This window comes from Salifodinibacter halophilus, from assembly GCA_012999515.1.
Lineage (GTDB): Bacteria > Pseudomonadota > Gammaproteobacteria > Nevskiales > Salinisphaeraceae > Salifodinibacter > Salifodinibacter halophilus.
This window is the reverse complement of the sequence record JABEEB010000001.1, coordinates 1,718,554-1,737,551: the sequence shown is the minus strand read 5'-3', so window position 1 is coordinate 1,737,551 and position 18,998 is coordinate 1,718,554. Positions and strand designations below refer to the sequence as shown.

General features: G+C 61.2%; 17 protein-coding genes. 6 read left to right on the top strand and 11 right to left on the bottom strand.

Annotated elements, in window-relative coordinates:
• The first annotated feature begins 445 nt into the window (after positions 1–445).
• From HKX41_07975 to HKX41_07965, 3 genes are all read left to right on the top strand, one after another.
• Positions 446–1,726 carry an NAD-dependent epimerase/dehydratase family protein gene (locus HKX41_07975; protein ID NNC24093.1) on the top strand — a complete coding sequence of 427 codons (1,281 nt, stop codon included), beginning with the start codon at positions 446–448 and terminating at the stop codon, positions 1,724–1,726.
• A gap of 416 nt (positions 1,727–2,142) precedes the next feature.
• Positions 2,143–3,312 carry an adenosyl-hopene transferase HpnH gene (gene hpnH / locus HKX41_07970; protein NNC24092.1) on the top strand — a complete coding sequence of 390 codons (1,170 nt, stop codon included), beginning with the start codon at positions 2,143–2,145 and terminating at the stop codon, positions 3,310–3,312.
• 72 nt (positions 3,313–3,384) lie between these two features.
• Positions 3,385–4,503 (top strand): glycosyltransferase, encoded by a 1,119-nt coding sequence (locus HKX41_07965; protein NNC24091.1) that lies wholly within the window; start codon positions 3,385–3,387, stop codon positions 4,501–4,503.
• A 118-nt stretch (positions 4,504–4,621) separates the two neighbouring features.
• On the opposite strand, the gene idi is transcribed toward HKX41_07965, so the two are convergent.
• Both idi and HKX41_07955 read right to left on the bottom strand, forming a co-directional pair.
• The gene (idi, locus tag HKX41_07960; GenBank protein ID NNC24090.1) at positions 4,622–5,200 is read right to left on the bottom strand and encodes an isopentenyl-diphosphate Delta-isomerase; all 579 of its coding nucleotides are present in this window, start codon (positions 5,198–5,200) and stop codon (positions 4,622–4,624) included.
• Positions 5,201–5,248: 48 nt separating this feature from the next.
• Positions 5,249–7,546: a hydroxymethylglutaryl-CoA reductase, degradative gene (locus HKX41_07955; protein NNC24089.1), complete on the bottom strand. Its 2,298-nt coding sequence runs from the start codon at positions 7,544–7,546 to the stop codon at positions 5,249–5,251.
• 140 nt (positions 7,547–7,686) lie between these two features.
• Here HKX41_07955 and mntR point away from each other — a divergent pair, with 140 nt between their 5' ends.
• Positions 7,687–8,148: a manganese-binding transcriptional regulator MntR gene (mntR, locus tag HKX41_07950; GenBank protein ID NNC24088.1), complete on the top strand. Its 462-nt coding sequence runs from the start codon at positions 7,687–7,689 to the stop codon at positions 8,146–8,148.
• 81 nt (positions 8,149–8,229) lie between these two features.
• Here the strand turns inward: mntR and HKX41_07945 are convergent, their stop codons facing one another.
• Together HKX41_07945 and mvaD are read right to left on the bottom strand one after the other, a co-directional pair.
• Positions 8,230–9,255 (bottom strand): hypothetical protein, encoded by a 1,026-nt coding sequence (locus HKX41_07945; GenBank protein ID NNC24087.1) that lies wholly within the window; start codon positions 9,253–9,255, stop codon positions 8,230–8,232.
• 63 nt (positions 9,256–9,318) lie between these two features.
• A complete protein-coding gene (mvaD, locus tag HKX41_07940) occupies positions 9,319–10,299 on the bottom strand; it encodes a diphosphomevalonate decarboxylase (protein ID NNC24086.1) in 981 nt (326 codons plus the stop codon).
• Positions 10,300–10,544: 245 nt separating this feature from the next.
• Here mvaD and HKX41_07935 point away from each other — a divergent pair, with 245 nt between their 5' ends.
• Positions 10,545–12,044, top strand: coding sequence for a hydroxymethylglutaryl-CoA synthase (locus HKX41_07935; GenBank protein NNC24085.1), 1,500 nt, complete (start codon positions 10,545–10,547; stop codon positions 12,042–12,044).
• Positions 12,045–12,051: 7 nt separating this feature from the next.
• Here the strand turns inward: HKX41_07935 and HKX41_07930 are convergent, their stop codons facing one another.
• A complete protein-coding gene (locus HKX41_07930; GenBank protein ID NNC24084.1) occupies positions 12,052–12,330 on the bottom strand; it encodes a DUF3634 family protein in 279 nt (92 codons plus the stop codon).
• Between the two features lie 38 nt (positions 12,331–12,368).
• On the opposite strand from HKX41_07930, the gene HKX41_07925 reads away from it, so the two are divergent.
• Positions 12,369–12,785, top strand: coding sequence for an RNA-binding protein (locus tag HKX41_07925; protein ID NNC24083.1), 417 nt, complete (start codon positions 12,369–12,371; stop codon positions 12,783–12,785).
• A gap of 50 nt (positions 12,786–12,835) precedes the next feature.
• Here the strand turns inward: HKX41_07925 and HKX41_07920 are convergent, their stop codons facing one another.
• The 6 genes from HKX41_07920 to HKX41_07895 all read right to left on the bottom strand — a co-directional run bounded on the left by HKX41_07920 (position 12,836) and on the right by HKX41_07895 (position 18,955).
• Positions 12,836–13,720: a DNA ligase gene (locus HKX41_07920; protein NNC24082.1), complete on the bottom strand. Its 885-nt coding sequence runs from the start codon at positions 13,718–13,720 to the stop codon at positions 12,836–12,838.
• Between the two features lie 98 nt (positions 13,721–13,818).
• On the bottom strand, positions 13,819–14,562 hold the full coding sequence (locus tag HKX41_07915) for a dienelactone hydrolase family protein (GenBank protein ID NNC24081.1): 744 nt from the start codon (positions 14,560–14,562) through the stop codon (positions 13,819–13,821).
• A 139-nt stretch (positions 14,563–14,701) separates the two neighbouring features.
• Entirely contained in the window at positions 14,702–15,334 is a 633-nt protein-coding gene (locus tag HKX41_07910; GenBank protein NNC24080.1) for an LUD domain-containing protein, read from the bottom strand.
• Positions 15,331–16,797 carry a lactate utilization protein gene (locus HKX41_07905; GenBank protein ID NNC24079.1) on the bottom strand — a complete coding sequence of 489 codons (1,467 nt, stop codon included), beginning with the start codon at positions 16,795–16,797 and terminating at the stop codon, positions 15,331–15,333. Before HKX41_07905 ends, HKX41_07910 begins: the two co-directional genes overlap by 4 nt.
• Before the next feature lie 14 nt (positions 16,798–16,811).
• Complete coding sequence (locus tag HKX41_07900; protein ID NNC24078.1) at positions 16,812–17,555, bottom strand: (Fe-S)-binding protein; 744 nt, start codon at positions 17,553–17,555, stop codon at positions 16,812–16,814.
• A 290-nt stretch (positions 17,556–17,845) separates the two neighbouring features.
• Positions 17,846–18,955 (bottom strand): glycerate kinase, encoded by a 1,110-nt coding sequence (locus HKX41_07895; protein ID NNC24077.1) that lies wholly within the window; start codon positions 18,953–18,955, stop codon positions 17,846–17,848.
• Positions 18,956–18,998: the final 43 nt, after the last annotated feature.

Sequence of the window (18,998 nt, the reverse complement as noted above, 5' to 3'; positions counted from 1 at the left end):
GGCGATATAATGCGGACACAAAATAAGCGGCGCCGACCGGCGCAAGCCGCAGGTGGGGACCAAGCGACGTGGCAGCAACAAACGCCAGAACAGCAGCGACGCCAGCGATCAACGAGCCGAGACCACTTGATGCTCGACTAGCGCGCACGCTCATCGAGTCATTTCGTCCAACACGGCTGCGCCCGCCGCACATCAAAGCAGCACGTGCGGTGCTAGGGCTTGTCGCGTGCTTTTTGCTCGCGCTTGGGGGCTACATCGCCGCCAACATAGGCGCGTTCTTATTCATCATTTCGAACTTTATCGATCACGCCGACGATGAGCTGGCGCACGCGACCAACGACGCCACGAGATTCGGCCACGCTTTTAAGCTGGCTGCCGACTGGCTGATTCACGCCTTGCTTTTCGTCGGCCTCGGGCTGGGACTGGCTAGCTACGACGACAGCACATGGCCGCTCTGGCTGGGCATTTTCTGCGGCGCACTCGTTGCGTTTACCGCCGTCATACACGAAGTCATGCGCGTGCATTTCAGAAAAAGCAGGGCTCGCCTGCCTACACTTACCTGGTTCGAGATCGACGACATTTTATACCTGCTCCCGCTGATCACCTTGTTCGGGGTGCAGGCTCCATTTCTTCTATTAGCCGCGGTTGGTCTGCCATTGTTCAGTGCCTGGATTGTGGGCACTTTTGCGCAGTGCTGGCTGGCCCGGAACGACGAGGCATAACGCACATGCGAGCACTGGTCACAGGCGCCACGGGGTTTGTCGGCAGCGCGGTAGTCCGCGCCGCCCAGCGAGACGGGTTCGAGGTGCGCGCCCTGCGGCGCGAGACCAGCGATATGCGCGCGCTAGCCGAACTCGACATCGAAACCACGATCGCCAGTCTGCACGACCGCGAGGCGCTAACACACGCCATGTCGGACTGCGACGCGGTTTTCCACGTCGCTGCGGATTATCGACTATGGGCGAAAGACCCGGCTGAGCTCTACGCCAATAACGTCGACGGCACGCGCAACGTCTTCGAGGCCGCACGCGCAGCCGGGGTCGCGCGGGTTGTCTACACCAGTAGCGTCGCCACACTCGGCCTACCCAGCACGGGGGGTGTCGGCGACGAGACCACACCGGTCGAACTCGCCGACATGATCGGCCATTACAAACGGTCGAAGTTCATAGCCGAAGACCTCGCCCGCACGTTTGCTGCCGACGATATGGATATCGTCATCGTCAACCCATCCGCCCCCGTCGGCCCGCGCGACCACAAGCCCACACCGACCGGGCAGATGATCCGCGACGCCGCTGCCGGCCGCATGCCAGCCTACGTGGACACCGGCTTAAATATCGTCCATGTCGACGACATAGCACGCGGTCACATACTCGCCCACGCCCATGGCGTAAGCGGCCGACATTATGTGCTTGGCGGCGAGGACATGACGCTGGCCAGCATCCTGAAACTGATCGCCAATCTAACGGGCCGACCGCCACCGCGTATTGGCATCCCACACGGCGTGGTCATGCCGATCGCCTATGCCGCGGAAGCGGCGGCACGTCTGACCGGCAAGCCACCGTTCGTAACGGTCGACGGTGTCAAACTCGCGCGCAAACACATGTTCTTTTCGTATCAACGTGCGGCCAAGGAGCTCGGTTACGCAGCACGGCCGGCGCGTGACGCCATTGCTGATGCGATCGCCTGGTACGACGCCCACCGCTATCTGAACAAATCGACCCAATAACACGAACGTTGGCGCACCGCCCGGCATACCGCTGGGATGGACTAAACCGCCAATGGCAACGGTAACCACCTGCCGATATGCGCGGCCGCTTACATCGTTCGGGCCACGCTGCTCGGCCCGCTGTCGATGCGACTCCGGACGCCGCTTATGAGCCGTGGATCGGAAATCGATTACCCAAGCGGCCTTTCGGGCCGAAACGCCACAGAGACCGGCTGTCCTGGGTTCAGGACGCAGACGGGTTGAAACCATCGGCCATGCTCAACGGCACTGCACCCAGTTGCACCAACCCCGCATTCACCGCCGCAACCACGCCAAACGTTCGCAATCAGCGCTAAGTGCTTGTATGATGAAGCATTGACAGCTTTCTGGTGCGTGTATGACGTTGCTCCACGCGCCCGCAAAACGATGAGGTTCGCATGGCCGTACCGATGATTCAGCAATACAAAGTTGCAAGCTACATCATCAAGCAAAAACTCAAAGCCAATAAAAAATACCCACTGGTATTAATGCTGGAACCACTTTTCCAGTGCAACCTTGCCTGCGCGGGTTGCGGCAAAATCGACCATCCGAAAGAGATCCTCAAACAGCGCATGAGCGTCGAGGACGCGCTGGGCGCGGTCGATGAATGCGACGCACCGATGGTTTCCATCCCCGGCGGCGAACCGCTATTGCATAAGCAGATGCCGGAAATCGTACAAGGCATCGTGGATCGCAAGAAGTTTGTGTACCTGTGTACAAACGCGATCCAGATGAAGAAGAAGATGGACGATTACCCGGTCTCGCCCTACTTTACCTGGTCGGTCCATCTGGACGGCCTGCGTGAACGCCACGACGAATCAGTCTGCCGCGAGGGCGTATTCGACAAGGTGATCGACGCGATCCAAACCGCACGCGACAAAGGCTTTCGCGTAACTGTGAACTGCACGCTGTTCGACGGCGAAGTTCCCAAGGAAGTCGCGGACTTTTTCGACTACGCGACCGAACTCGGCATCGAAGGCATCATGACCTCGCCAGGCTTTTCCTACGACCACGCCCCGAGCCAGGACGTGTTCATGGGTCGCGACAAATCCAAGCAATTGTTCCGCGACATCTTCTCGCATGGTCGCGAGCGCGGCAGCAAGTGGCCACTCAACCACTCACCGCTTTATCTCGACTTTCTGGCAGGCAACCAGTCGTACCAGTGCACCCCCTGGTCGAACCCGACCTACAATATCTTCGGTTGGCAAAAACCGTGTTACCTGTTGGTCGACGAAGGTTACGAGCCAACCTTCAAGGACCTGATGGCAAACACCGACTGGGATTCCTACGGCGTCGGCCGCAACCCGAAGTGCGATAACTGCATGGCACATTGCGGCTACGAGGGAACGGCCATCGAGGATACCTTCAGCCATCCCCTGAAATCGCTCAAGGTCAAGTTGCGCGGCTCCAAGCTGAGCGGTGCATTCGCTGGCGATCCGCCGGTCGTCTACGACGAGCAGGCCCGCGCCGACGCGACGGCGACCAAGGTACCGATCTCGTCGATCGGCAAGCGTGAGAGCACCAGCACACAGGTCGAAACCGAAGAACGCGAACACGAAGACGCGTAAGGCCTGTTCCCAAACGTTGCTCATTAGGCCCGAACCGACTGTCGTCGGTTCGGGCCATTTTCATGATCGCCGATGACCGCCTGGCTGACCGGAGTTGCCACTGCCGCCGCGCTTGCATGGCTGATCATGCTCGCCCTGCCGTGGCAGCCGTGGCGCATGCGCGAGACCTTCGAGGCTGACGCCGCCGACACCCACCATAATCTGGATGACGTCACAGTCCTGATCCCGGCCCGTGACGAAAGCCAGACACTGGGCGCGGTACTCGATGGCCTAACCTCACAAGGCCACAACCTGTCGGTGATTGTCGCCGACGACCAGTCGAGCGACGACACCGCACGGATCGCACACGAACATCCCGCTGCTCCTACCGTTGTCGAGGTACCCCCTCTACCCGATGGCTGGACAGGCAAACTCTGGGCACTGGAACATGCCTGGCAGCAAACAGCCTCCCCGTGGCTGGTGCTGCTCGATGCCGACATCCAGCTCGCACCCGGCACACTAGCCGGCCTACGAGACAAAGCCAGACGCGACAACCGCACCTTGGTATCGCTGATGGCCCATCTTCGGATGCAGGCACCCGTCGAGAAGCTGCTGATTCCGGCGTTTATCTATTTCTTCAAGCTGTTATATCCGTTCGCGTTATCGAACGCCGGGTCGCGGTATGTCACAGCCTCCGCCGGCGGCTGCGTGTTGATCAACGCGGCGGCCGTTGAACGTATCGGCGGCTTCGGCGCGCTGGCCGGCGCAATCATTGACGATTGCACACTCGCGGCGAAAGTCCGCGCCGCAGGCGGCCGAACCTGGCTGGGCGTCACCCGGGCGGCGGTCAGTCTGCGCGGTTACGACGATTTCGCTGGCATACGCGATATGGTCGCGCGCTCGGCATTCAGCCAGCTCGGCTACTCGACACTGCTCCTGTTAGCTGCGACAGCCGCTATGTTGGTGTTGTTCATCGCTCCCATCGCGGGTGTATTAACGCCGGATCCGGCCGCGCGCGCAGCCGGTGTCATTGGCTATATGGCGATGGTGGCCAGCTTTTTGCCGACCCTGGCTTACTACCGTCAGTCGCTGGCGCGGGCACTCCAGTTGCCGGCTGTCGGATGCATGTATTTAGCCATGACCTGGGTTTCGGCCATCCGCTACTGGCGCGGCCGACGCAGCGCTTGGCGCGGACGCATCTACAAACGCTGACAGCGACGCCACCAGTCCAGCAGCCTACCGGCACGCTCTGACCCGGTACACGTCGCCATACCACCCCGACTGGTTTCAACGTCGCGATGTCCGCGCCCACGTCACGGACAGAAAGTCGCTAGCCGGCGGCGGTAATCAATGCTTCGACTGTCGACCAGTGATCGCGCCGAATCCGCGGCCACTCGAGTTTCAGCCACGGACTGTAACGCTCCGGCTCGGAGGCCAATGCTTCGTCGAGCGCCGCAGGCGATAGCCAGGCTGTAGCTTCGATTTCGTTCGCGTTGACGGCGGGCGTCCGGTTGCTGCAACCAACGAAAACCGAACACAGTTCGTGTTCCGCACCGGCTTCGCCGAATTGCGCGTGATACTCGAAGCGATACAGATAGGTTGGCTCCGGATCCAGACCCAGTTCTTCGTGTTGTCGGCGACACACGGCCGCATCCATCGCTTCACCGCGGCGCGGATGACTACAACAACTGTTCGCCCAGTAGCCACCCCACAGCGCCTTATCGGCGCTCCGTTGTTGCAACAGAACTTCACCAGCCGGATTGAATATAAAAATGGAAAACGCCCGGTGCAGCACACCTTCGCCGCGGTGGGCCTCTTCCTTGGCCATGGTGCCGACCGGTTGGTCGTTGGAATCGACCAGGATCAGCGGCTCATCGGTAAACGATATCTGGGGCGCTGATTCCGTCATCTCGTCGTCGTGCATGGATTTGCTCCTACGCAATTCACATTCAGTCAGTTAACGCAGCCACGTCTCGACCGCGTCGAATCCCGCGTCACGAATAGCGTGCGCGATATGATCACGGCCCGTGGTATCGGCTGCGAGTGCAATCACCGCGCCACCACCGCCGCCACCGGTTAGTTTCGCACCCAGCGCACCGGCTTCGCGGCTAATAGCCACAATCTGCTCAATCGGTCCGGACGACACGCCAAGCGCGTTCAGCAAACCGTGGTCGATATTCATCAACCCACCGAGCTCGGCCGCATCACCAGTCGCGAGCGCGTCAATGCCGGCGCCGGCCAGCTCGTCGATCTGGTCAAAAATCGTGTCAAAGCGCGCGGGGTGTTGCTGCCACGCGGAACGTACCGCGCCCACGGTCTCGGCCGTCGAGGTGGCGACACCGGTGAAACCGATGACCAACGGTAAGGACTCGGCGACATGTAACGCCTGTATAGACGGTTCGCCGCCGGCAGCGTCACGCTGATAGACAATCGACTCACCAAAGGCGGCAAGTGCATTGTCGATACCCGACGGTGTACCGTGGGCGATGCGCTCACACTCGAAAGCCAGTTCGGAGACTGCATGGTCAGTCATATCGACATCCGCACAATGCGCCGCGGCACGAATTACCGCCACAGCGAGCGCGGCCGATGCGCCGAGGCCATTGGCACGCGGGAATTCAGGCGTAACGTTAATGTGCATGCCGTAGCCAGCAACACCCAAACGCTCGGCGATCAGCGCCAGCGAGTCATGAAGCGAGCGTATGGCGGGCGCCGGATCACCGAGGCGAGCATAGGCGTCCCACGCCGGAATCGACAACTCGAAATCACCGGTTTGCAGCGTTGCCGTGGCGCGCATTTTCAATGGGCACGGGACCGCAAGCGCGCGCCGACCGTAAACCACTGAATGTTCACCCAGCAGGATAATCTTGCCAAAGCCCTTGGCTTCAGCCGTTTCGATTCTGTGCGGGGCGATGTCGTGCGTACCAGACGTCGGCGTTTGGCTCGCGACTTGACCTTGGTTGTGTCCCTGGCCGGCGGTTAATTCATCGACGATCTCACGGGCTTTCCAAGTCTTGATCTCGCCGCCTTCGATCAGCCGGGCGACCACTTCCTCAAAGATCGAGTCGTCGGCATTGGCGGCCGCCGCCACGCTACGCGCGTGCAGACTCATATGGCCAGACTGGATGCCTTCGGTCGCGAGCGCGCGCAGGGCAGCGAAATTCTGCGCCAAGCCGACCGCACCCATGACTCCGGCCAGATCGGCAGCGCTTTCGACACCCAGAATGCGGTGGGCAATTCCAACCGCGGGATTGGACTCGATCTGCCCACCGACAGTACCCACTTTCATCGGCATCACCAGCTCACCAACAAGCGCGCCATCGTCAGGCGTCCAGCGCGTCAAGGCACGGTAGCGGCCGTCGCGCGCTGCATATGCGTGGGCCGCAGCCTCAACGGCACGCCAGTCATTGCCGGTCGCAATCGCCACCGCATCGACGCCGTTCATGATGCCCTTGTTATGGGTCGCCGCGCGGTGCGGGTCAACCTCGGCGAACTCACCGGCGCGCACCACGCCATCACGGACCGCTTCGCCCGTGTGGTTGCTACTCGCGAGTTGTGCCGGTTCCAGCCGCACCCGGGCTCGGACCAACGCTTCATCGCTTAGGTTCGACAAGATGCGCAGGCCGATCGCACCACCGGTCAATTCGGCGATCGACGGCGCGATGGCTTCGCACATGGTGTTGACCAAATTAGCTCCCATGGCGTCACGCGTATCCACAGCCAGATGCGCAACCAACATCGAGCCACAATAGTGCGTGTGACGATGTTCAACCACGGTCAGGTGCCGCGCGCCGCCGCCGCGCGCGGCCATCTTAGGGTGCACGGCATTAGCTTCACGGACCAACGCTTCGACGTTTTGTTCGAGTGCAGTGCGCGCGGCGTCGGGATCGGGCACGTCGTTGACCTGGATCTGTCCAGTCAGAAGCCGCGGACCAACTTCGACGGTAAAACCGCCGCTGGATCGAGCAACGCGTGCCGCCGAGCTGACCGCGGCCATGATCGATGGCTCCTCGGCGACCATGGGAACCACGCGCTCGCGCCCGTTAACGATGAAATTCAGACCAAGCCCCAACGGCAGGCCGAAAACGCCAATCACGTTTTCTACCAGTCGATCGGCCGCTGCGACGTCAATAACCTGCTGCCCCGCGCGCAACGACTGATAGTCAGCGTCGACGGCCACGCCGCTGGCTTGCAGCGCAGCTAGTCGGTCCGAAATCGACTGTTTATAAAATCCAGGGAAACGCGAACAAACCAAAACAACGCTCCGAAACGACCCGGCCCGTATGCCGGGGGTCGTGCGGTATTTTAGCGTACGCACGCCGGGCCGCCGTTATGTACGAGACCTCGGCACACCGCTCGCGGTAAAATATGGACAAGCCCGAGCACGCCGAAAGTATGAACACTTCCGACCACTCACAACGTTCTTCTGCGAGCGAGTTAGTGGATGCTGCCACTCACGCGCGGCAGCACCGTTACGTGCGTGAAGCCCACGAAACCGAGCTGATCGAAGACTATGTCGAGATGATCGGCGACCTGATCGCAGCCAACGGTGAAGCCCGGGCCGTCGACCTCGCGCAGCGGATGGACGTCGCGCACGCCACGGTCGCCAAGATGGTACGCCGACTCTCGGATGCCGGCCTGGTTACGAGTCAACCATATCGGTCGATTTTTCTGACCGACGCAGGCGCACGCATGGCCGCGCGTGCGCGCGAGCGCCACGCGGTCGTGCTGCGCTTTCTCCATGCGCTCGGCGTGGACGATATCAACGCGCGGCAGGACGCCGAAGGGATCGAGCACCACGTCTGTGACCAAACGCTAGCGTTGATGCAGCAATTCACCAGCGAACGCGAGCGCTGACACGCGCTTAGCGGCCGAGCACTTATACGTCGCTAGCTGGCCGGCCTCATCTGGCTTTGAGTCGACGTCTCCTCGTGATAATCACGAACTGTGCTCAACCCGGACACCGGGCGCATTCATCGCCAAGTCGACGACCTGGCCAAAGCTATCGTCGAATAATTGCGACAACGGCGTCGCCAACTGATCGGACCGGGCGAAAACGAGCCCCACGTCGCCGCCGCCGGCGCCACACGACTTGAATACCGCACCGTTGTCGTCCGCCCGTGCCGCAAAACGGTGGTGCAAATCCGTCACGATGCCCGCCTGCGCGTGATAATCCAGTTCGATCAGCGCCTCGAAATAATCCCGGCAGAGCTGGACGAAATCATCGACATCGGCCGTGGCGTCACGTGCCGATTCGGCACGCTCGAACAGCTGGCCCATGACACGCGCATAGGTTGCCGGTTCGGCCTCGGCCAAAGCCTTGACCTGGCCAACCAACTCGGTGGTATCCGCGCCTGTACCGGTCGCAACTACGGCGGCATCCAGACCAGTCGGCCAGGTCAGCGGCTCAACAGTAACGCCGGCTTGATAACGGATCAGCCCACCATAAACCGAGACGGCAACGTCGCCTCCGCTGCCATGCCCACCCTGGGCACGTCGATGACTCCGGATCGCCAAATCCATAAGCTCGGCGCATGTCGGCGCAGCACCCGAGGCCACCGCTAAAGCCTGACACAAAGCGACCGAAACGGCCGCACTTGAGCCCAGCCCCAGCTTATGGCCATCAGCCGAAAAAGAGCGTGAGTCGATGGTTATGGCACACGGCCACGACGGCTGCCCGAACATCGCCACTGATTCATGACGACAGGCATCGAATACACGCAGGTCGTGCCGCGTCTGCGGGGTAGCGTCGGCCGGCGGCGAGCCGTCTGCGTTCAATTCGAAAAAACCATCGCCGATGCCCGGCGCGCTCAGCGTCCAAGCACCAGACGTGCTCGGGACTAATCGAACTGTTGCACGCCGATCGACGGCGGTCAGTAGCGCAGGTGCACCGTCGAGTACCGCATATTCGCCAACAAGAAATAACTTGCCCGGCGCGCTGACTTCAATTACCGCGTTACACACTGATTCAGCCGGACCTGGATTTTACGAGGCAAGCGGACATCGAGCGGAAAACCCCATCCATGCTCACGCGATCACATGTGCGGCCGGGCCGAGTCCCATCAACTGTGCCGCTTCAACACCGACAACTGCGCCCAGGCGTTCGGCAACCATGGCGCCGTAACCGGGAGCACAAAGCGCTTTAACCTGCGGCCCGGCGTCGATCGTGAAATAAACCGGCACCCCCTCGGCGCGCAGTTTGCGCACTTCGTGGATCGCCGCGACCGTAGCCGATGACCAATAGATCAGCCCGTCGCCAGTCGACAACATCAAGCCGTGCATTTTCAGACAGCTTCGTTCGGACAGCGCACCCAACGCATCGAAGTCGCGGTTCGCGATGGCCTCGCGCGCCGCGTCGAGATCGCCGTCGGCGCCGGCCACCCAAGCGTCGAAAAAATCCGATCGCGTGGCCGTATCGGTCATCCCCGTGGTCGAGTCGACGGCTTTTTGCGCGCGCGTGGTGATCGCCACCACAACTTCCAGCGGCCAACTATCCTTGTCTGCCAACGGTGCGGCATAAGCATCGGTGCCGTCGGCGCGATGACCTCGGTGCATTTCGACAAAGCCACCCTCGATCGAGCGCGCAGCCGAGCCCGAGCCCTGGCGTGCCAGTATTGAAAGCTCTCGCGTCGATAGCTCGAGCCCGGCAGCGGCACACGCGGATACCACAAGTGCGGCAAAACCGGACGCCGACGACGCCAACCCAGCGCCAGTGGGGAAGTTATTCGTCGAGGTGACCGCAGCACGCTGGTCCGTGTCTGCCAGCGCGCGTATAAGATCCATGACGTGGCTGATGCGTTTGCTTTCGACCGGCTGACCATCGAGTGTCGCCGTATCGGTCGCCGCGTTATGCCAGGTCAACGCCGTCTCGGTGTATAAATCAGCGAGCGTGATCGAGATTGACCCCACAGCCGGCAAATTGAGTGCGGCATCACGCTTCCCCCAGTACTTAATCAGGGCGATGTTGGCGTGTGCACGGGCACATATCGGTGTCGAGTCAGCAATCATCAAAAAGCGTCGTCAAAAACGGGAGTATCAACTACACGGCTACGCAGCCGCGTGCATTGTGCCTTTTCCTTACGCATTTGACACCTCCTGACGTTTGATGGAAATACCGCCATCACAAGCCAACAAAAACACCTTAAAAGCGCCTTGCTGCGCTGCAACAAAAGGTTGCATAACGCAGCATTTGATAAACTAGCGGGTATAAAATTCTTGTGCGTTTTGTGCCGAACGCCACTGTGGAGATCGTTATGCCCGGGATCAGTGGACTGGCTGTTTACACCCCGCCTTACCGCGTCAACCTCGCCGACTGGTGTGAATGGAACGACCAACCTTGGACCAAAATTGAAAAGGTCATTGGCCGCAGTTTTCGTATGCGCGGGCCACAACAAAGCGTCTACACGCTGGCCGCCAACGCCGTCTGGCGTTTGATCGAGGCGTACGATATCAACCCGGCAACAGTCGGTTATCTCGCGCTCGGCACGGAATCATCGAGCGACAACGCAGCAGGCGCCGTCATCGTTAAGGGCATGCTGGACGATGCTCTGGCCAATCACGCGCATTCGCCGCTGGCCCGCGCCTGCGAAGTACCAGAGTACAAACACGCCTGCCTGGGCGGCGTGTATGCCATGAAGGGTGCGCTGCGCTATCTGGCAGCGGACGGCGCTGGGCAAAAGGCAATCGTAGTCTGCGCCGATGTCGCCGAATATGAACGCGGCAGCAGTGGTGAACCGACCCAAGGCGCCGGGGCCGTGGCAATGCTGCTGGAAAGCGAACCAGCCATGCTGGAAGTCGACCTGGCGCGCGCCGGCAGCGACTCCGACTACCGGATCGCCGACTTTCGCAAGCCGTTCGCGCGTTTCCGCGGTCAAACAGCACGCGCCGATGGCCAGATGCAGGACCTACCCGTGTTCAATGGGCGTTACTCAACAAGCTGCTACGTCGACGCCACGCGACACGCGATCAACGACATGCTTGTGAAATACGGCGGCCGAGGCGCCGACTATTTCCACACCGTCGATCAAGTATTCATGCACCGGCCTTATCACCGCATGCCGTCCGCTGGCTGGGCCATGGCCTATCTGTTCGCGCTCGCCGACGGGGATGCCGATTGCCGAGCCGAACTAAACGACTATTGCGCGCGCGCCGGCGTCGACGCCGACGCCGCATTCAATGAATTAGCCAGCACCGCGCCGGACATGCGCCAGCGTGTGGCCAACGGCGCATGCAGCGAAGACGCGTTCCCGCAGGCCGCCGAGCTTCTACGTTTTCTACGCAAAACCGATCTCTGGAGCGATCTCGTAGACGATAAGCTCACGCTCGGCAGTGAACGCATGCGCGACCTTGGCAATCTCTACACGGCAGCACTACCCGCATGGCTGGCCGCCGGCCTCGCCGAGGCACTGACTAACAATATCCAAATCGCCGGCCAGCAATGGCTGACACTTGGCTACGGGAGCGGCGATGCCGCCGAAGCACTGCCCATGCGGGTCGTCGACGGCTGGCAACGTGCCGCCGCACAAATCAACTTCGATAGTGCGCTCACCGAGCCGAGAGATCTCAGTGAAAAGCAGTACATCGCCTTGCACGACGGCCAGCCGGTGGATTTCGCGTCAACACCAGCTTTCGACGAGTTCGTTGTCGACCGCATCGGTAACACGCATACCACTGACTTCTGCGATAAAGGCATCGAGTATTACCGCTTTATCCCCACCGAACCAGCTGAAGAGCTGACAACGGCGGCTGGCTAGCACCGACTCAGCCGTTGGCGCGACGCCCAGGCGTCGGTGCCGGCGCGGTCGGTTCCTGCCAAACGTTGCGGATCGCCTGACGGCCACGGTCCGGAAAATCGCGCGAAAAACGAAGTCGCGCGTTGGCACCGGTACCGCGGCAATCGATCTCGCCGCGCTCAATCTTATGGAGCTGCGCGATCTCGCGAACCGCGCGCACAAACGCCGGCGTCGGCCGCCCAACAATAACGCGAGCGCCCGTAGCCTCGATCCGCAGTCTGTAATTCAGTTTGAAGCGGCCGAACACGGTTGGCGATTGTTAGACGACACAGGCACAGTCTGGCTATGGCGAAAGCAAAGCGCAACGAGCAGTCACCCTCGTCCCCAAAAGCCCGCATTGATCGTTGGCTCTGGGCCGCACGCTTTTTCAAGACGCGCGGTCTGGCGCATAGCGCGATTAAGGGCGGCAAGGTCGAGCTGAATGGCACAAAAGCCAAGCCCGCCAGCGGCGTTGGCCCGGGTGACCGGCTTCATATCACCAAAGACCAACAGATGTTCGAGGTCGATGTGCAGGCGATCAGCGAACAGCGCGGCCCGGCGACTGAGGCCGAAAAGCTATACACCGAAACCCAGGCCAGCCACGACCGTCGCGAACGCGAAGCTGCTGCGCGGCGGGCGACACGGCATACCACGCCAACACCACAGGGCCGCCCCGATCGGAAACAGCGCCGGGCGCTGCGACAATTCAAGCAAAATCATTAGCCGCCTAGCCGGTATCACCGAGAGTCGATGGGCGCTGGGCGGCTGATCCGTCAGTGCGATTTGTCCTCCACAGGACCAACCTCTGGCGGCGGGCCACCCGGCCGACGATGCAAAAATCGCGCAAACCGTGGCAGACCGGTGCTCGTGCGCCCATTGAAGCGATACGTGACCCAACTGCCAATTGGCGGCGGATCAGCGCGTTCATCGTCGCTAAATCCCGTGCCAATGGCAAAGCGCCGGCCGTCGGGCGTTTCGACTTCCAGCGACCCCATCATGCCGTCGAGCCGACCTTCGCCAGGGTTATAGCCAACGACGCGCGCTTCGGCGTCGCGGTAGGGTTTGAGCTTATAAAGGCCTACATGGCGCCCGGCTCGATACGGCGCATCACCGCGATGCAGCACCAATCCTTCGCCGCCGCGTGCGTGGATACGTTCGAGCGCGGCCTCTAACGCAGCTTGGGTCGGCACATGAAACTGGCGTATGGCAACAACCCACGGCTGATCGATTGTCGCGACGACGCGGCGGATGGCTGGCACACGCGCATTGAAATCGCCGCTGTGCGCGGGTAAGTCGAACACGCGGTAACTAACCTTATGCCACGCCTTATCGCTGGACTGCTCGCTGCGAGCGATACCCGAGGCCGCCGCAAAGCGCCCGTAACCAACCCAGAGCTCGCCATCCATCGGCTGATCCGGCCAACCCTGGGTAAACCATGCCGGCGCATGAATGACCTGGCCACCGCGGGTTAACAAACGCTCGCCATCCCAGTAGCCCCGGACGCCGTCGTATTTTTCGCTAACCCAGAATTTCGATAGATCGAGACCATCCGTATAGTCGTCGACCAATTCCACGGGCGGTGGCGAAGCGGCAGCCGCGGTGTGCGCCAGCATCACCAACAAAACACACACCGCAAGTCGCCGGCCGGCGCCGATCATCGTATGCATGGCTTATTCGTTTTTATTTTGGGCCAAGCCTAGCGGATTGCGCGCTAAAAAACGATACTATCGCTACACCAAAGGTAAGCGCCCTTATCTCAAGCGATTGTTTCGTCGAGCAACGTAAACAGACGTTTGTAGTGGCGCGCGTCGCCCCCCCTGTTGTAAACCGGCGCATCGTTCGCCGTATACCCATGCCCGGCGCCCTTGAACAACTCGGTAGTGAAATCGACCGCCGACGCAGCCAATGCTTCGTCCAGGCGCGCGATCTGCTCGGGCGGCATCAACGCATCGCCGTCGGCATGGCCCAGAAATACACGCGCGCCGATACGATCCACGATATGGACCGGGCTGGCGTCGTCGTCAGCAACTGCCAGATTGGCCGCATGAAAACCGGCTGCTGCGGCCACATCCGCCGGATGATCCGCCGCCATGCGAAGCGCAAAACCACCGGTCAAACAATAGCCAACCACGCCGATCGGCGTGCCCTGGAATTCCGGCTCACGCTCGATCGCCGCCAACAGCGCGGTGGTATCACGCTTTTGTGCCTCGGGCGTCAACCGCCCGGCATACTCGAAAAGCGTCGGCCGCACATCGTCGTCGCGAAATGACTTGCCTGCGGGCACGGCCGGCCCGGTAACGTCGCGGTAATAAATGTTGGGCATTAGCACCGCGTAGCCGCCGTCGGCGATGATCTGAGCCTTGTCGTAATACGACGACCGCACCCCGCCAATATCGGGAAACAGCACGATACCGGGATAGGCGCCGCTGGCGCTACCCGGCGTAAAGACGTGGGCATCGATCATGCCGTCGTCGCTGGAGATTTCGATTGCGCGCGCCATTGCTTGCTCGCCTTTGGTCAATCCAATACGGGGTTGTAACGCCGATGGCTCGATCTGGCAACGTTGGCGAAATCAGTCGCAAGCGACTTCGATAACACCGCGCACGCACAACGACACGGCCTCAACCGGTGCCTCTGATTCATCCACCTGGGGTCGGTGCCTGATCAACTGCCGGAACAACTGTCAGTGAGCGCACGCCTTGAGCACCGCGCACCAGCACGCCTTCGATATCCGCAGTCGCCGATGGGCCGGTATGGAAGACAGTGTAGCGGGCGGTTTTGTAGTCGTCGCGCTGATAGGCGCGATGTAGATTGGTGACGATCTCGCTCGGATCGAGCAGAACAACCAAATGCTGGGCTAGATACGCGACCGCGTTGACGACCAACTCGTGTTCGGTAAAGCAAACACTGCCAGTCTCGGCGACGCCGAAGCGGGCCCGTAGCAGAGCGACGTCCACATCGTTCAGGCTGGCCGAGGTATCGGCTTCGCACACACGTCGATCGCCGGGTATTTCAGCAATATTCGACGCGATGCAGCTACCGGCATCGAGCCTATCGCCCAACGCGCGGTGCACGGTTGCGGTCAACGTTTCGTCACTTGCTGGCTCAACCCAGGCACCACCCATTTGTTCCATCGCGCCGACAAAGAGCGCCCGCAGATCGGCCGCGTCACATGGGTAGCCGTCATCGTGGTTCGGGATGTCCGGTGCCGGGCCTGAAAATCCGGGCTTGTTGGCACGAATGGCAGCCAAGATATCGGCGCGAGCACTCATTCGTTATCACCGGCTTCGGCTGTATTAAGACGATGCTTGCGGTACCAGTCGTGAAACGTGCCTTCGGCGGGCACATCAGGCAGATCGCGAACCTGACCCCAGGCATTCAATCGATTGTAGATCGCCCAATCGGGCAGATAGTGCAGCGCGGAATGGGCCGTTTTGAGTGCGGCACGGTAGCTTTTCGGTGAAGCTAGCACACGCCCCGCAGCAGCCAGCGAGGACCGCTTCGTCCAGGGAACCTGTTTGTCCTCGGCCAACACTTTACGCCACTCGAAGATCTGTTCGTGGATGTTGATCTTGACCGGGCAGACGTTGGTGCAACTGCCGTTTAGCGTGCTCGCAAACGGCAGGTTGGAATAGCGACGGGCATCGATGCTCGGGTCCAGGATCAATCCGAGCGGCCCCGTATAAGTCGCACCGTATGACAACCCGCCGGAGCGCCGGAACACGGGGCAGGTGTTCATGCAGGCGCCGCAACGAATGCACTTGAGCGCGCTCCAGAACTTCTCGCTTCCGAGCCGTTCGGAGCGACCATTGTCGACCAGCACGATATGTGTCTCACCGCCCGGCTTCGGCCCGCGGAAATGCGACGTGTACTGCGTGATTGGGCTGCCGAGCGCGGAACGCGAAAGCATGCGGATGAACACACCCATGTCCTCGACGCGGGGCACGACCTTTTCAATGCCAATACTGGCCACGTGCAGATTGGGCACATTAGCCGATAGGTCGGCGTTGCCTTCGTTGGTGCAGACGACAAAACCACCGGTTTCGGCGATTGCGAAGTTGGCGCCAGTCATGCCGGCGTCGGCATCCAAAATCAACGGCCGCGTGGCCTGACGCTGGTGTTCGGTCAGATAGTGGGCGTCGTCGTTGCCCGGATCCGAGTCCAGTGTTTTTGAAAACACCTGCGAGACGTCCGAGCGCATCTTGTGCACAGCGGGCACCACGACATGGCTGGGGTCTTCGTCATCCAATTGTTGGATGCGCTCGCCGAGATCGGTCTCGATCATATCGAAGCCCGCGGCGTCCATGTACTGGCGAAAACCGCACTCCTCCATCAGCATCGACTTGGACTTGATGACCCGCTGCACACCGTTTTCTTGAAAAATCTCGTGGACGATACGGTTATGGTCAGCGGCGTCGGCGGCCCAATGCACGTGGATGCCGTTGGCTTTCGCGTTGGCCTCGAACTGTTCCAGATATTCGTCGAGGTGGGTTAACGCGTGAGTTTTGATCTGGCTGGCCAGATCGCGCAATTCCTCCCATTCCGGAATGGTCTCAACCGCGGCGTCGCGGCGCTGGCGCATCGCCCAAACGCGTTCGTCGTGCGATTCCGCATGCTCGGTGGCCGCGAGAAACTGCCGTGCACCCGCTGCATGATCGACACGCTTGCCAGCGCCCGGCTTGGCCGGCCGCGGCTGGGCCTCACTCGTCGCATTCGCACCGTTATCACTCGCCATATGATCGACGTTGCTCAAGCATTGGCTCCGTTCAAGATTTCCGCGATATGGCGGAATTGGATACCGGCCCCGATACGTTTGGCGCAGCCGGCTTGGTGCATCAGGCAGGAGGTATCGGCCGACACAATGTAATCGGCGCCGGCGCGGCCGTGATCGGCGATCTTGTCGCGTCCCATTTGACCGGAGACCTCCGGCTCGGTCGCCGAAAAGGTGCCACCGAAGCCGCAGCATTCATCAGGCCGATCCGGGGTGACGAGCTCAACACCTTCGACTTTGCTCAACATCGTGCGCGGTTTCGAGAACGATGGCCCATACAGCTCGCTGGGCTTGCCATGGCCCAGATGGCGCAGCGTATTGCAGGAATCGTGATACCCCACCCGATGCGGAAAGCACGCCCAGGGGAAAGCCTCAACTTCCAGCACGTCGTGCAAATATTCGACCAACTCGAACGTGTTCTCGCGCACATGCTTGACCGCTGGCGTCTGCTCGATCGCGGTCAAGTTATCGCGCACCTGATGCACGCAAGAACCACTAGGCGCGACAATCGCGTCATACGCGGCGAAATTATCCACAAACAGTTGTTCCGTGGCCGCAGCTTCCGCGTGGCAGCCGGCATTGACCATCGGCTGGCCACAGCAGGTTTGATCGAACGGGTAGTCGACACGACAACCGAGGCGCTCGAGAAGCTCCAACGTGGCGATGCCGACTTTCGGATAGAACGCGTCGATAAAACAGGGAACGAACAGACCGATGTGCACGGCGCCCATCGCTCAGCTCGGGCCGGCGGCGGCCCGTCGCCCGAGCCGCCGAGCATGCAACGCCAGCTCGGCGTAGCTACTAGGCAAGCGCCAACCTCTGACGGTCACACCATTCGCAATGACTTTGGCCATGCGCTCAAGCATCGACTACAACCTAGATAGGGTCTGTCGTGGCGTAGTGTAACCAGTTTGTCGCCGAGAATGTCGTTACCCCATATGTACACAGTTGGCGACCGTGGCCAGGGGGGCGCCAGCCGGCGGACAACCGATTGCTGAGTCCAGCATCTTGGTCAGGTTACCCAATCCCGGCCAACCTCGCGGAGCCAATATGCCGTGTCGGCTTGTGCAGCATCGATACTGCCACTTTGCTCGGCCAAGCTGTAACAGGCGCTAAACTCGGCTGCTAGCCGCGGACGTACTGCCTCGTCGATAGCACCCGACACGAGCACGGTCGGTGCCGGATCAGCGGCACGGGCAATCGCCAGGGCGGTCTTGCCGGCCAGGGTCTGGGCGTCGGTGCGACCCTCACCAGTAATCACATAATCCGCTTCGGGAAGTGCGTCCCGTAGCCCGGTCAGCTCCAGCAAACCGTCTCCACCTGGCTCGAGTGTCGCCCCGAGCGTGGCCAGCGCGAACCCCAGGCCACCAGCTGCTCCCGCACCGGGCCGGCGACTCGATTCATCGGCGCCCAGTTGGTCCACAAAACGCGCGAAGGCCGTGTCGACGCTGGCGAGATCGGTATCGTCGAGACCTTTCTGCGGCCCGAAGACATACGTCGCACCGCGTTCGCCCAGCAGCGGATTGTCGACATCGCAAAGCACCCGCACGTCGATGTCCTGTCGCCAATCCGCCAAGGCGCAGTGCTCGATTCGAGCCAACCGCAACAGATCGGCCGGGCCGTCGGCGACCGCTTTGTCATTCGTATCGAAAGCACACAGGCCAAGCTCGGTCAGCAGCCCGAGACCCGCATCGTTGCAGGCGCTACCGCCCAACGCCACGACGAGCGATATACAGCCGGCATCCAGCACATGGCGTATGAGTGCGCCGAGTGGCGCGCTGCTGCGATGCCATATCGATGGTGCATCCGAGGTGTGCGTGATCAATGGCAGGCCTAGGACCGCAGCGGACTCGATGTAGGCCGTGCCATCGACACCTTGGTACCAATCGGCGGTAACGGGCCGGCCGTGAATGCCGGTCATGGTGACCGATCGCCACCGGCCATCGCATGCTGCCGCGACACAAGCCAGCGTGCCTTCGCCGCCATCAGCCATCGGTGCTCGCACGATATCCGACTGAGGCGCGACAGACCGGATGCCGTCGGCCAGTGCGTTGGCAACTGCCGGTGCATCCAGACTCCCCTTGAAACTATCCGGCGCGAGGACAACGCGTGGCGAACTCACACCGACAGACCTTCGGCCGAGCGCCATGGATAGCGACAGCGTC